Origin of the sequence: Pseudomonas sp. R5-89-07, assembly GCF_003851685.1 — a bacterium.
GTDB lineage: Bacteria > Pseudomonadota > Gammaproteobacteria > Pseudomonadales > Pseudomonadaceae > Aquipseudomonas.
The window spans coordinates 4694090-4707173 of record NZ_CP027727.1 but is presented as its reverse complement, the minus strand read 5'-3'; the positions used below and the strand labels follow the sequence as shown (position 1 = coordinate 4707173).

The 13084-nt window shown below is 57.0% G+C and carries 11 protein-coding genes and 1 pseudogene; 7 read left to right on the top strand and 5 right to left on the bottom strand.

What is annotated here, in order from left to right:
* Positions 1 to 7 precede the first annotated feature (7 nt).
* Genes C4J94_RS21495 through C4J94_RS21480 form a run of 4 tightly spaced genes read right to left on the bottom strand, consistent with a single transcriptional unit; the run spans position 8 to position 4288 of the window.
* Positions 8 to 760 carry a hypothetical protein gene (locus tag C4J94_RS21495; RefSeq protein ID WP_124387971.1) on the bottom strand — a complete coding sequence of 251 codons (753 nt, stop codon included), beginning with the start codon at positions 758 to 760 and terminating at the stop codon, positions 8 to 10.
* 18 nt (positions 761 to 778) lie between these two features.
* Positions 779 to 1759, bottom strand: a complete 981-nt coding sequence (locus C4J94_RS21490) for a 1-aminocyclopropane-1-carboxylate deaminase/D-cysteine desulfhydrase (protein ID WP_124387970.1) — start codon at positions 1757 to 1759, stop codon at positions 779 to 781.
* A gap of 13 nt (positions 1760 to 1772) precedes the next feature.
* Positions 1773 to 2576 carry a class I SAM-dependent methyltransferase gene (locus C4J94_RS21485; RefSeq protein WP_124387969.1) on the bottom strand — a complete coding sequence of 268 codons (804 nt, stop codon included), beginning with the start codon at positions 2574 to 2576 and terminating at the stop codon, positions 1773 to 1775.
* Positions 2573 to 4288: a carbamoyltransferase C-terminal domain-containing protein gene (locus C4J94_RS21480; protein ID WP_124387968.1), complete on the bottom strand. Its 1716-nt coding sequence runs from the start codon at positions 4286 to 4288 to the stop codon at positions 2573 to 2575. Before C4J94_RS21480 ends, C4J94_RS21485 begins: the two co-directional genes overlap by 4 nt.
* Positions 4289 to 5071: 783 nt before the next feature.
* Here C4J94_RS21480 and C4J94_RS21475 point away from each other — a divergent pair.
* The 7 genes and pseudogenes from C4J94_RS21475 to nadA form a co-directional block, all read left to right on the top strand.
* Positions 5072 to 5269 (top strand): annotated as a pseudogene (locus tag C4J94_RS21475) (2-isopropylmalate synthase); the annotation flags it as partial.
* A gap of 112 nt (positions 5270 to 5381) precedes the next feature.
* Positions 5382 to 6122 carry a helix-turn-helix domain-containing protein gene (locus tag C4J94_RS21470; protein ID WP_124387967.1) on the top strand — a complete coding sequence of 247 codons (741 nt, stop codon included), beginning with the start codon at positions 5382 to 5384 and terminating at the stop codon, positions 6120 to 6122.
* 207 nt (positions 6123 to 6329) lie between these two features.
* Positions 6330 to 7826, top strand: coding sequence for an efflux transporter outer membrane subunit (locus C4J94_RS21465; RefSeq protein WP_124387966.1), 1497 nt, complete (start codon positions 6330 to 6332; stop codon positions 7824 to 7826).
* Positions 7823 to 8995, top strand: a complete 1173-nt coding sequence (locus C4J94_RS21460) for an HlyD family secretion protein (RefSeq protein WP_124387965.1) — start codon at positions 7823 to 7825, stop codon at positions 8993 to 8995. Before C4J94_RS21465 ends, C4J94_RS21460 begins: the two co-directional genes overlap by 4 nt.
* Positions 8988 to 10532, top strand: coding sequence for an MDR family MFS transporter (locus C4J94_RS21455; protein ID WP_124387964.1), 1545 nt, complete (start codon positions 8988 to 8990; stop codon positions 10530 to 10532). Before C4J94_RS21460 ends, C4J94_RS21455 begins: the two co-directional genes overlap by 8 nt.
* Positions 10533 to 10644: 112 nt before the next feature.
* Positions 10645 to 11112 (top strand): SRPBCC family protein, encoded by a 468-nt coding sequence (locus C4J94_RS21450; RefSeq protein WP_124387963.1) that lies wholly within the window; start codon positions 10645 to 10647, stop codon positions 11110 to 11112.
* A 245-nt stretch (positions 11113 to 11357) separates the two neighbouring features.
* On the top strand, positions 11358 to 12416 hold the full coding sequence (nadA, locus tag C4J94_RS21445; RefSeq protein WP_124387962.1) for a quinolinate synthase NadA: 1059 nt from the start codon (positions 11358 to 11360) through the stop codon (positions 12414 to 12416).
* 134 nt (positions 12417 to 12550) lie between these two features.
* Here nadA and C4J94_RS21440 read toward each other — a convergent pair whose 3' ends face one another.
* Positions 12551 to 13039: an RDD family protein gene (locus C4J94_RS21440; protein WP_124387961.1), complete on the bottom strand. Its 489-nt coding sequence runs from the start codon at positions 13037 to 13039 to the stop codon at positions 12551 to 12553.
* Positions 13040 to 13084 lie beyond the last annotated feature (45 nt).

The window sequence follows — 13084 nt, the reverse complement described above, 5'->3', positions numbered from 1 at the left end:
TTTTCACCTATTGGGAACGTGTCAAATAGAGGGCGATAAGATCTTTCAGATTTTTGCTGTTTAGGTATTCAGCTTCAAGGTCAGGATGGCGGCCGCTACTTACAATGTTTCTAGACCACCCCTTACACTTTTTGGCACGGCATATCAGCGTCGCAGAAACACCCTCATTCCCATTCGCCAATACGCGGTGCAGCGTGTCAGTGGGGCAGATATATGACTCTCCGCGGCGAAGCTTCTGTGTGTCCTGAAGCTCCAGGGAGCTGTCTCCAACTGGGATGAACGCGTTTCTCTTTCCGGTATAGATGATTTCTTCGAAACAGTGAGCGTCGATACTTGCTGAGTCTACCCACACCTCTGATCTAAGGGTGCCAAGGGTCACAAGCGATGCGAACCACCAACGATGGCTATGTATATTCTCTTGGGCTTTGATCCCTTCAAGATAGAGATGAAATCGCAGATTGAAATGTTCATTCTCTATTAAAACGATTTTGTAGAATCCGTTTCCCTGGAGATAGCTTCGACTGGCAATTTCGGCCAATACCTGCTCGTTTTGCATAATATCTACCAAGGCGAAATCGACCCCGGCGGGCCCGAATTCAACGAGGGTCTTTTCGATGTCTTGCATCAGGACAGGCGTGCGGTTTTTTTGAAAAAAGCACCGAGTGAGCTGCTCTACCAAGTGCTCAAAGGTTTTTTCTCTACTGGAAGAGTACTTGCGCTCACGACCCATATTTGCCGTCAGCAACGTATCGATTGTCATGGGGTTCACCGAGGTCCATTAAAAAAAATCGCCGGTGCCTCCTGAGTGCAAAAGGACGGCTATTGAGTCATCTTGCTTTCGCTCTTTAAGAACGCCTTTCATTCCTTTGAAGGTTTTCAACATATAGGTCATGTCCAGGAAGATTCCCTCTTCCTTCAAGATGGTCAGCGACGTTTCAATATCGTTCTCGGTATGCTTTCCATAACCACCATTTGCATAGGCGTCGTGAAACGTGATGTTGTTCGTGTGGAACCGCGCACCTTTCGAACTGGCCCAGCGTTGAAGGTGTGCGTTAACGCGGCTTTCCAGCTGCCTGCGGGTTTCGCCGATGCAGATTCCATGGATATTCCAATCAGCTCCCAGCAGTTGGGCTGCGATTGACAGCCCCAGGCTGGTCATACCAGATCCGGCGCATACGAATATGTGCACCGCTTTCCCCGCCTTTACCGGTAGCTGCCAGGATAACTCAACGCCCAGTTCTATGGATCCGTTCAAGGCGTCGGCGTTGCTTATACCCGAGGCTATGTACAACGCTCGTCTTCCTTCGGACCGCAAGTGGCGACACAGTTCTTCGGCCTGATTGGGTAACTCACTCCACGCGACGCCGCTCTTCCAGTGAATGTGATCACAGAGGCTTTTCGTCACCTTGTAGTTACTTGAGCAATCACTCAGGTCGAGAGGGTTATCGCCTCCGTAAAGGATATGTGACTGCATGCCCAAACGATGTGCTATATAAGCAACGCTTTTCGTTTGATTGGATTGCAGGCTTCCGATCGTAACCAACGTATCAATCTGCTCTTGCATCAAGCTCGGTATGAGATGTTTGAGACGACGTAGTTTATGGCCAGAGCCGTATACATCAAGTGTGTCTTCTCTTTTTACCCATACCGGTGAGCCACATTGGGAAGACATATATTCACAGCAATCAAGTGCCGTCACCGGGTAATTTACCTTGATCGGTATCCGTTCATCAATGTTGCCTATATCATCCATAATCATGCTAACTTCCTTTTCAGGGCTTTACCGCGCACAAAGACATTAGATAGGGCAGCTTTTCAGATCCCTCTTTCTCACGCCAGAGGTTGTTATCGTACTCGGCTAATGTTGGAACGATAGGATAGGGCGAGAAGCTATGCTCTCCAAGATGAGTAATCGATAGGTGTGCTGCCGACAGGGCTGCATGGATCTCTGAAATAGAATGAGCCCATCGTACTTCTTCGTATTCTATGTCACTGTTTCTGTCTGTATAGGTACCGGTTGAATGGGTCAGATTGCCGCGCAATGAATTAAAATAATCACTTGTGCCTGCCAAGCAACCAGGGAATATGACATTCAGGAAAGGATGGTATTCAATCAGTATCAACCTTCCGCCACTCTTCAGGGCTCTTGATATTCCCCGTGCCCATTCCCACAAATCCTCTATCCAACAGAGGACGCCATAGGAGGTATAGACGATATCGAAAGTCGAAGGCACGACTACATGTTCTATCCTCTGGGCGTCGGCAACACAAAAGGTGACTTCGATTCCAGCCTGCGAAGCGAGCTCCGTAGCTTTCTCAATAGCGGCGACTGAGATATCGACGCCGATGCAGTCGGCGCCCATTCTGGCCAGGCTGATCGTATCGAGGCCGAAGTGGCACTGCAAATGCAGTAACTTCAATCCCGCAATATTGCCTAACAGCGCGCTATCGAGTTGTTGTATTGAGCTGGTGCCGCTTAGCACTTTGTCCGTCGCGTAAAACTCGGAATCGACATGTACCTGGGTCCGTTTGTTCCAGGCAGATGCATTTATTTGTAGCGTATCTGCTCTGTTCATTTGTCAGACCGTTTCGTCGGGTTGTAAATGAAATAATCGTTCAGCACAAGGCAGTCAATCCCAGACGTGAAAAAGGAGTTCAGCGCATCCTGGGGAGTGAGATCTATGGGTTTCCCCCTCACGTTCATTGAGGTGTTAATCAGCACAGCCACACCACTTTTTTCTTTGAATTTACTCAGCGTCTGGTGGAGAAACTCGTCATCCGCTTTGTTGATCGTCTGAACACGGCAGGTTTGGTCGGCGTGAACGACGGCCGGGATAAGATCAATCGCCCGTTTCTTCGCCTTACAAGTGAACATCATGTATCTGTTGCGGGTGCCAGCAAAAAAAGTGTCAAACTCCTCATGGGTTACGATAGGCGCCAGCGGCCTGAACATCTCTCGGTCTTTTAGGATGTTCAAATGCTCCCTGGTCTTGGCCGAGCGTGGAGACGCAATGATGCTGCGATTTCCAAGTGCTCTAGGACCAAACTCCATTCTTCCTCGAAAAAGGCCGACGATTTTTTCTTGATGAAGAACTTCTGCAATTTTAGAAGGCATCCTTTCATTCGGTATTTTTTCATATGTCAAACTGCTCAGTTCCAACGCTTTTTCGATACTTTCGCTGTCGTATTCGGAGCCTAGGAACATCGAGTCATATTCGATCTGCGGTTGACCGCCGGCATGGACATGGGAAAGGGCAGCGGCTCCGAGCGCTGTGCCCGCATCGTGCGAGGCCGGTTGAATAAACACCTCGCCGATGCCGTCGATTTCAGCGATACGGCTATTGGCCAATACATTGAGGAAAGTACCGCCCGCCAGGCAGACGTCTTTCAGACCGGTTTTTCCAATGTAGTGCGAGATGAGTCCAACCAGCACTCTTTCCAGTTTTCTCTGCACGCTACAGGCTAAGTTGAAATCCTTTTCTGTTAATTCTGAACCATACAACCGAGGGCCTACGGACGCTTTCAGCTCTTCAAGTTTGGCGGTGTCGTATACATAGTGGCCATCATCATCCTGCCTCAGGATTTGATCCAGGCGCTCTCTGTAGACGTCCGAACCATAGGCGCCAAGTCCCATAACCTTGTATTCGTCTGAAAAGGGTTCGAAACCGAGCAACTGAGTGAAATCCGAGTAAAAGAAGCCCAGCGAGTCCGGTAAGTCCACAGACCCAATCTTATTGATCTGCGCGTTTTTTCCGGTGTATATCGAGGTGGAGCTTATTTCTCCGCTGCCGTCGGATACGATGATCAGCGCCTCGTTGAGACCCGAGAAGAAGAACGCGGACGCGGCATGAGACAGGTGATGATCCCATTCTCGGTAGGTTGCATTCGCCAACCCGTTTTCGGGAAGAAAGTCTGAATATCTTTTCGGCAGCTCGTATTTTCCATTCAGCGCTTCACGAAAGTTTTTCAGCGAAAACAGGGCAGCCTCTTCTTCGGATTGGGAGCTTTTGCGAGTGCCTTGGGCATATTCCGTCAGCGCTTGCTGGTGCAGATCCGAAGAATAAGAATAAGCAATTTCATCGACTTGACTTGCATGGATGCCAGTTTCTTTTAATGCCGCGTAGATGGAGTCAAAGGGCACGAATGTCTTGTACGGGGTATAGGATTTTCCATGTTTTATTCGAGTCAGGCGCTCATCCTCAATAGCGAAGAGGAGCTTTCCATCTTTCATAAGAGCAACGGCAGGATGCTCAAAAAACGAGTTAATACCTAAAATAATCAAAACCATATCCTCCGTTTGGCATAAGCCAGTCCATTTGTTTTATTTCTAATTCCATTTATTCGCGGAAAATATCCAACCCGATCTTATCCTGAATTTTTTTTCGAAGTCAACCGTCATAGTGCCTGCTCTCACCCTCTGTCCCCCTGTCATGTTCGCAGCACTCAATGTTGCCGCGTTAAATATTTACTACAGCAGAGTTGTGCGAAATATTCTGTGCTTGCCAGGCCTTGATGTTCATTCGCAGTGTGATCATCGTTAGTGTCTTTTCATCGAGTGGGTGATTATAGCCAGATCTCAGAATATGCAAGTCATGAAGGATACGGCGACGTGCGCGGCGCCAATAGACGCGGTGTAAAGGTGACACAAACAAGTGCTAAGAGCCCGGAAATGCGGGTAGTTAACGTTGTTCTACTTACAACTATAAGTAGTGATATTTTTTATTTTTTTTCGAATTGCCCCGATCGGTTTTGGTAAACAGAACAGGTATTGGCGTGTGTTGAATGGAGTTTCCAGCCGCATGGTGCCCATACGACGGATATCGCAGGGCGAGATCGATAGTTTTCAGCTTTTAAAGGCCATAAGTTGGGGTTTTTATGACTGCTGTGCGAATATATTGGAATAATTCACCAACATTTAATTTTTTTTGATTTTTCAGGTATTTTTTTCACATCGCAGTCGCAGATTCGCAATCCTGTCAAGCTTTTTTTGTTTACTATTGGATCCGATGTGGCATGCGTCCCCCCAAGGTTGCCTGGGCCCGGCGACACGCAGTTTTAAAAAGGAGAGCAAATGATGCTCAAGGACCCTTCCGGTAAATGCCGTCATTTCGCCACGGTCGATTTGTTGCGCCGCCAATGGCCCAGTGTCGTGCGGACTGCGGCGCCGACTTGGTGCGGTGTCGATATGCGTGATGGCGGCCAGGCGCTGGTTGAACCCATGAATACCGAGCGCAAGCGTCGCTTCTTCGACCTGCTGGTCAAGGTGGGTTGCTAGGAAATGGAGTTTACTGCCGAGTCCCTCAAGATGGTGAGGAGTGCCTTCAACCGCGCATCGCACCTGGGCCTGCTCAGCTTGGTAAGTGCTGCGGTGCCTTTCTGAAATGAACGCGCACACCGCAGTGTCGGCGCTTACCGGTGACTATAGCCACGGTGACATCGTTGCCGCGCACCGGCATGACGAAGGCCAGTTGGTCTACGCCATCAACGGTGTGATGCTGGTATCGGTCGTCGGCACCACCTGGGTGGTGCCTTCCGGGCACGCCCTGTGGGTGCCGTCGGGGCAGGAGCACCAGATCCGCATGACGGGCGAGGTGCGCATGCGCACGTTGCTGATCACCCCCGGCGCGCACCGTGCCTTGACCGAGGAATGCCACGTCATCCGCGTGTCGCCGCTGCTGCGCGAGTTGATCATCGCAGCGGCCGAAACGCCTGACAGCGAGCCGGCCGTGCTGCGTCATGTGCAGATCGTCGACCTGATCTTCTCCGAACTCGACCGGGCACAGAGGGTTTTGGCGCATGTGCCGATTCCGGACGAACCGCGGCTCAAGTCGCTGTGTGCCGACTTTATCGACAACCCCTCCCAGGAGTCGAAACTGGAGAGCTGGGCGGTGCAACTCAATATGAGTTCGCGCACCCTGGCTCGGCTGTTCCAGAAAGAGCTGGGCATGAGCTATGGCGAGTGGCGTAAGCGCACGCGGCTGCTGCTCAGCATGCAGCGCCTGGCCTGTGGTGTGTCCATTCTGGAAGTGGCGCTTGAGCATGGCTACCAGAGCCCGAGCGCTTTCACCGCAATGTTCAAACGCACTGTGGGCTACCCCCCCAGCAACTGCCGGCTGGTCTGATCGGGCCCCGCGCTCACACTTTTCCTACTGGACATGGCCTGCCTGCGCGCAGGGCCATGCGTGCGTGCGTCTGGTCGGCGAGCGCTCAAGATCCAGCGCGCGCGAGCAGGTTGTCCCAATCGAAACGATGGTTGTCTGGAACTCGGGAGATGAGCAACGCGGTGCTCTCTTAACCTGCGTCTCTACTCAGCACTCTGGATTTCTGCGATGGGTTCGCCTTCTTTTTCCATGCGGCACCGCCGTCTTTCGCTCCTGGGCGTGGCCGTCGTCTGGTTGGCGGGGTGTTCCTCGTGGGTGGCCCATATGCCCGCGCAACCGCACCCGCAGCGCATCGATGCGTTGAGCCGCTTGCCGCAAGGTGTGTCGGGCCAGGCCTTACCCGACCGTTGGTGGCAGTTGTATAACGATCCCAAACTCGACGCGCTGGTGCAGCTAGCGCTGGCGCACAACCGCGACCTGGCGGCGGCACAGGCCCATGTGCAATCGATGCTCGCCGCATTCAGGCAGGTCGACGCCGAGCGTTGGCCGTCCACTCAGGCGTCAGTGGGTGCGGTCTATGGCAAGACGGCCGACGATCAGACCCTGGCCAAGGCCACCGACAGCCACGCACCATCGCAGTGGGCCTTCAACCCTGGCTTTGAACTGGCTTACCAGCTGGATGTGTGGGGCCAGGTCCAGCGCAGCATCGAACGGGCGCAGGTGCAGGCGGCGGCGGCTCAGGATGCCGAAGACCTGCTGCGCATCACGGTCGCCGCGCAAACCACCCGCGCCTACGTGAATGCCTGCGCCCTGGGCGCGCGCGCCAAGGTGCAGCGCCATTCGCTGGAAGTGGTCGGGCACAGCCTGGCATTGACCGATCGCCAGCGTCAGGCCGGTGTGGTGACCGATCTTGAATACAGCCGCATGCAGGCCCTGCAGGGCGAAACCCTGGCCTTGCTGCCCATGCTGGAGGCGCGCCGCCAGACCGCGTTGTACGAGCTGGCGATGCTCACCGGCGTGGCTGATCTGGAGCAGGGCTCGGGCGCTGCGACATGCGAAGTGGTGCCGCAACTGACTGGCGCGCTGCCGGTGGGCGATGGCTGGCAATTGCTGGCGCGCCGCCCTGATATCCGCCAGGCCGAACGAGCGCTGCAAGCGGCCACGTTGCAAGTGGATATCGTCCAGGCCGACCTGTACCCGAAGGTGACCTTTGGTGCATCCGTATCTTCATCTGCCAGCAAACCCCATGAACTGGGGGACAGCAGTGCGGTGATGTTCGGCATCGGCCCGCTGATTACCTGGCAATTCCCCAACTGGCGCGCCAACCGCGCACGGGTCAACCAGGCTCGCGCGCTTGAACAGGTGGAGGTCGCGCAGTTCGAGGCCAGCGTGCTCAAGGCCCTCAAGGACGTGCGCCAGGCCTTGGCATTGTACGACGGCGAGCGCCAACGCCACGCGGCCTTGAGTCAGGCCCTGGAGAGCAGTCGGCACGCCTACCAGCTGGCGCAGTTCAACTACGAAGCCGGCTCCATCGACTTTCTCGACGTGCTCGACAGCGAGCGTGAGCTGGTCCGCCTGCAAGCCACCCAAGCCGATGCCGACGGCCAGTTGCTGCAGCGCCAGATCAGTCTGTTTCGCGCCCTGGGTGGCGGCTGGCAATCCAGCCCCATCCCTGCTGCTGCGCTCACCCACGCTTCCGTCACTTTTTCCGGTACCCAGCCATGAATATCGCTGTTGATGAAAAAACCACTGTGCAGGATGAGCAGGAGCCTGTGCTCGAACAACTCATGCACGCCCGCAAGCAACGCCGCAAACGCAACCTGATCCTGCTCGGTGGTGCTGCGTTATTGATCGGCGCAGTGGCGTTCGGTGTGTATTGGCTGACGGTTGGGCGCTACCTGGAACAGACCGACGACGCCTACGTGCGTGCCGACTGGATTCCCATCAGTCCACGGGTGTCCGGGTACGTGGCCCAGGTGCTGGTGGAGGACGACCAGCCCGTCAAGGCAGGCGATGTGCTGGTGCGCATCGAGGACCGCGATTACCAGGCGCGCTTGGCCCAGGCCCGTGCGGAGTTGGCCGAAGTGCACGCCTCCATCGCTGCCCAGCAAGCCAACCTGCAAGTCACCGACAGCCTGATCGCCCAGCAAAAGGCCGGCGTGGCCCAGGCTGAGGCGCACACCCGCAGCGTGGGGGCGGAGTTGCGCCGCGCCAGCCTGGATCAGCGTCGCTATGAAGGCTTGGTGCGCGAGCATGCCGCCAGCGCCCAACGTCTGGAAAGCGCGGCTGCCAGCTACACCCAGGCCAGCGCCGCGGTTGAAATTGCCCGGGCGATGCAGCGCCAGCAGGAAACCCGCCTGAACGTCGCCATTACCCGACGCCAATTGGCCGATGCCTCGCTGCAGCAGCAGATAGCCCGGCGCGGCCAGGCCGAGGCCCAGTTGAAACTGGCGGACCATGCGCTGGAAGACACCTTGATCCGCTCACCAATCGACGGCGTGGTGGGGCAGCGCAAGGTGCGCACCCGCCAGTACGTCGCGCCGGGGCTGCCGCTGCTGGCGGTGGTGCCCTTGCAGCAGGCCTACGTGGTGGCCAACTACAAGGAGACCCAATTGCGCGACATGCGCGCCGGGCAAGCGGTGGATATCAGCGTCGACAGCTATTCGGGACGCAAGCTCAAGGGCCATGTGGTGAGTTTCTCGCCCGGCTCGGGGGCGGTGTTCGCGCTGCTGCCGTCGGACAATGCCACCGGCAACTTCACCAAGATCGTGCAGCGTTTTCCGGTGAAGATCGTGATCGATCAGCACGATGACGGCGGCCCCATCCTGCCGGGCATGTCGGTGATCACCACGGTGGATACCCGTCCCACTGTCCAGGGCGCCGCGCATGACTGAGGCTGGCGAGAAAACCGTCTCCTTTCGCGCCTGGGTGGCCGTGATCGGCGGGCTGTTCGGCTGCTTCATGGCCGGCATGAACGTGCACGTGACCAGCGCCGCGCTGCCTGAAATCGAAGGCTCACTGGGGGCGACCTTCGAAGAAGGCTCGTGGATCTCCACGGCGTACCTGGTCGCGGAAATCGTCATGATCCCGCTGACTGCCTGGCTGGTGCAGGTTTTCTCCCTGCGCCGCGTGATGCTGGTGGGCTCGTTTGTGTTTCTGGTGGCTTCCATTGCCTGCTCCTGGGCGCCAAACCTTGAAGTGATGATCATCATTCGGGTGATCCAGGGTGCCGCCGGCGCGGTGCTGATCCCCTTGTCGTTCCAGCTGATCATCACCGAGCTGCCGCCGAGCAAGATCGCCATGGGCATGGCCCTGTTCGCCCTGTCCAACAGCGTGGCCCAGGCCGCCGGGCCATCCATCGGCGGCTGGCTGACCGATGCGTATTCGTGGCGCTGGATCTTCTACCTGCAACTGGTCCCCGGCATTCTCCTGCTGCTGGCGGTGGCGTGGTCCATCGATGCCAAACCCATGCAACTGAGCCTGCTCAAACGCGGCGACTGGGGCGGCATCCTGGCCATGATCGTCGGCCTGGGTGGATTGCAGATCGTGCTCGAAGAAGGCGGGCGCAAAGACTGGTTCGGCTCCGACTTCATCGTGTGGATGTCACTGGCCGCCGGCGTCGCCCTGGTGTACTTCGTGCTGTCGCAACTGTACGGCAACCGCTCATTCATCAACCTGCGCTTGCTCAAAAGCTACAACTTCGGCGTGGCGAGCGCGGCGATGTTCATCTTTGGCGGGGCCACGTTCGGCCTGGTGTTTCTGGTGCCCAATTACCTGTCCCAATTGCAGGGCTACAACGCCCGAGAAATCGGGATCAGCCTGATTGCCTATGGCATGGTGCAACTGGTACTGGCACCGTTCATGCCGCGCCTGATGAAGTGGCTCAACCCCAAGCTGATGGTGGCCAGCGGCTTTTTCATCATGGCCCTGGGCTGTTATCTCGGCGCGCACCTGGACGTGGACAGCGCCGCCAACGTGATCATCCCGTCCACCGTGGTGCGGGGCATCGGGCAGCCGTTGATCATGGTGGCGCTGTCAGTGCTGGCCGTGTCGGGGCTGGCCAAGGATGAGGCCGGTTCCGCTTCGGCCTTGTTCTCCATGCTGCGCAACCTGGGTGGGGCCGTGGGCACCGCCGGGCTGACGCAGATTGTCGCCATGCGCGAGCGCTTTCATTCCGAGCGCGTCGGCGAGTCGATCACCTTGTTTTCCCCGTCATTCCAAGAGCGCCTGCGCGCGGGCATGGCGGACGGCGAAGCATTCATTTTCAACCAATTGTTGCCCGCCCAGCAGCAAGTCCTTGAGGGCCTGATGCACACCGTGCGTCGCGAGGCCTACTTGATGGCCTACAGCGATGCGTTCTACGTGTCCTGTGTCGCCTTGATCCTGTGCGGTGTGGCGGCATTGGCCTTACGGCAACAAGCGAAAAATTGAATGCATGCAGGCGGCAAATGACGCGTGGCTGATCACGATTTGCAGGGTGGCTCGATGACACAATTGCATCTCAAGTACATTGATTCATCTGAGCCAAAAGAGGGAGCTGTTCATGCAACATCCTGGACCCGATACCCTGGTGCGCAATCCCGTGGGCAACCCGGTGGTCGCCAGCGTTACCGTCAATGGCGATGCGCGCAGCGTGTGGAATATCGTCGGTAACTTTTCCGGTTTCGCGAAGTTTATTCCGGCGTTGTCGCACATCGAGATGACAGGGGAGGGCGTTCGCTCGGTGCGCAAGAAGCTGTTTAAGGACGGCAATGTGGTGATCGAGCAACTCAACAGCCATGACAACGCAGGCATGACCATGACCTGGTCGCTGATTTACACGTCGCTGAATATCGGCAACCTGTGGGCTGTCATGCAAGTGGAGCCGCAAGGTGCGAATCAAAGCCTGGCGACCTGGACCATCATTGGTGAGCCCAGCACCGATGGCCCGGAGGACGTGCCGGCATTCGAGGCGTTCCTGCAAGGGTTTGCCGATGATGCGATGAGCAATGTCCAAAAGCTGTTTGCCTGACCACTTGCACCACCTCGCGAATACCGCTGTATTCGCGGGGCACGACTCCCGCCGTCAGCCCCGCAAAATGCCCTTGCACTGCCAGATTAGTGCTTTTGAATCCATTCGATATTCTGTAGCCTTGCGCAGCCTCATCTTTACCCGTGCTTGATGAATACACACACTTCGTCCGGCGGCGCCCGAAGGGCTCCAGAGCCGGTGGTACACTCGATTTTCGCGCTACTGCGCCTGCAGGTCTTGCGAACATGACGCATATCTCCGAACGCCTACTGGTTCAAGCCCACCTCGACGCCAAGCAGCCCAAGGCCCTGAGTGCCGATGAGGAAGCGAGCTTGCGCGCCGCCATCGCCGCCGAGCTCAAAGCGCAGGACGCGGTGTTGGTTGCCCACTTTTATTGCGACCCGGTGATTCAGGCCCTGGCCGAAGAAACCGGCGGCTGTGTTTCCGATTCCCTGGAAATGGCGCGCTTCGGCGCTGCCCACCCAGCCAAGACCGTGCTGGTGGCGGGGGTGCGGTTCATGGGCGAAACCGCGAAAATTCTGACCCCTGAAAAACGTATCCTGATGCCGACCCTGGAAGCCACCTGCTCCCTGGACCTGGGCTGCCCGGTGGATGAATTTTCCGCGTTCTGCGATCAACACCCCGAGCGCACGGTGGTGGTCTACGCCAACACCTCGGCGGCGGTCAAAGCCCGTGCCGATTGGGTGGTGACGTCCAGTTGCGCACTGGAGATCGTCGAAAGCCTGATGGATAACGGCGAGACGATTATCTGGGGCCCCGACAAGCACCTGGGCACCTACATCCAGCGCCAGACCGGTGCCGACATGCTGCTGTGGGACGGTGCCTGCATCGTCCACGAAGAGTTCAAATCCAAGCAGTTGGAAGACATGAAGGCGCTGTACCCGGACGCGGCGATCCTGGTGCACCCGGAATCGCCGACTTCGGTGATCGAACTGGCAGACGCCGTAGGCTCCACCAGCCAGCTGATTGCCGCGGCGCAGCGCTTGCCGAACAAGACCTTCATCGTCGCCACCGACCGTGGCATCTTCTACAAGATGCAGCAGCTGTGCCCGGATAAGGTGTTTATCGAAGCGCCGACTGCAGGCAACGGCGCCGCGTGCCGTAGTTGCGCGCATTGCCCGTGGATGGCGATGAATACCCTGGAGCGCACGTTGCAATGCTTGCGCGAAGGTAGCAACGAGATCTTCGTCGAGCCGTCTGTGATACCCCATGCGGTACGCCCGCTCAAGCGCATGTTGGACTTCACCCAGGCGGCGCGCCTCAAGCTCGCCGGCAACGCCTGACTTGAGGTCAACTGGGTAAAGGTGGGAGGGGGCTTGCCCCCGATAGCGGTGGATCAGTCAAGATATCGGGTGACTGTCACACCGCCATCGGGGGCAAGCCCCCTCCCACATTTTGATCTTCACTTGGCAGATGGTTACTTCTTTTGCTTGGGGATCCGCACCAACTGCGTGTCTGAATAAATGTCATGCCAGCTGCGCTTCTGCTTATCGAACAGCGACCAGACAAACCCCAGCCCCATGCATAGCCACGACGCGATCGACACCACAAAGCGCAACAGCGCCTGCCACAGGCTGATACGCGAGCCATCGGCGTTCTGCACGCGTACGCCCCACACCTGCATGCCCAGGGTCTGCCCGGAATGGGTCCAGAATTTGGCGAAGAAGCCGAACAGCACGAACACCAGGAGGGTCGACAGCAGTGGGTCACCGTCCAGTGCGCCGGATTCGGTGAGCGTGCGCATCTTCGCTTCGCCGACGAAGGCAATCCAGACCAGCTTGTAGATAAACGCGGTGACGATCAGCAGCGCGGTGCATAAGAGGAAGTCATAGAACATCGCTGCCAGGCGACGACCCAGGCCAACGGCAGGAAATTCGCCTTGAGGGCTCAGCAGGGGTTTGGGCATGGCAGGGCTCTCTGGACAAAGAGTGCAGTTTACGGAATCGCGGGC

What these genes read in the sequence shown, in the direction of transcription:
- C4J94_RS21495 (WP_124387971.1), bottom strand. Translation starts at nt 760, where the DNA reads ATGACAATCGATACGTTGCTGACGGCAAATATGGGTCGTGAGCGCAAG.
- C4J94_RS21455 (WP_124387964.1), top strand. Translation starts at nt 8,988, where the DNA reads ATGACTGAGGCTGGCGAGAAAACCGTCTCCTTTCGCGCCTGGGTGGCC.
- nadA (WP_124387962.1), top strand. Translation starts at nt 11,358, where the DNA reads ATGACGCATATCTCCGAACGCCTACTGGTTCAAGCCCACCTCGACGCC.
- C4J94_RS21460 (WP_124387965.1), top strand. Translation starts at nt 7,823, where the DNA reads ATGAATATCGCTGTTGATGAAAAAACCACTGTGCAGGATGAGCAGGAG.
- C4J94_RS21440 (WP_124387961.1), bottom strand. Translation starts at nt 13,039, where the DNA reads ATGCCCAAACCCCTGCTGAGCCCTCAAGGCGAATTTCCTGCCGTTGGC.
- C4J94_RS21450 (WP_124387963.1), top strand. Translation starts at nt 10,645, where the DNA reads ATGCAACATCCTGGACCCGATACCCTGGTGCGCAATCCCGTGGGCAAC.
- C4J94_RS21485 (WP_124387969.1), bottom strand. Translation starts at nt 2,576, where the DNA reads ATGAACAGAGCAGATACGCTACAAATAAATGCATCTGCCTGGAACAAA.
- C4J94_RS21470 (WP_124387967.1), top strand. Translation starts at nt 5,382, where the DNA reads ATGAACGCGCACACCGCAGTGTCGGCGCTTACCGGTGACTATAGCCAC.
- C4J94_RS21490 (WP_124387970.1), bottom strand. Translation starts at nt 1,759, where the DNA reads ATGATTATGGATGATATAGGCAACATTGATGAACGGATACCGATCAAG.
- C4J94_RS21480 (WP_124387968.1), bottom strand. Translation starts at nt 4,288, where the DNA reads ATGGTTTTGATTATTTTAGGTATTAACTCGTTTTTTGAGCATCCTGCC.
- C4J94_RS21465 (WP_124387966.1), top strand. Translation starts at nt 6,330, where the DNA reads ATGGGTTCGCCTTCTTTTTCCATGCGGCACCGCCGTCTTTCGCTCCTG.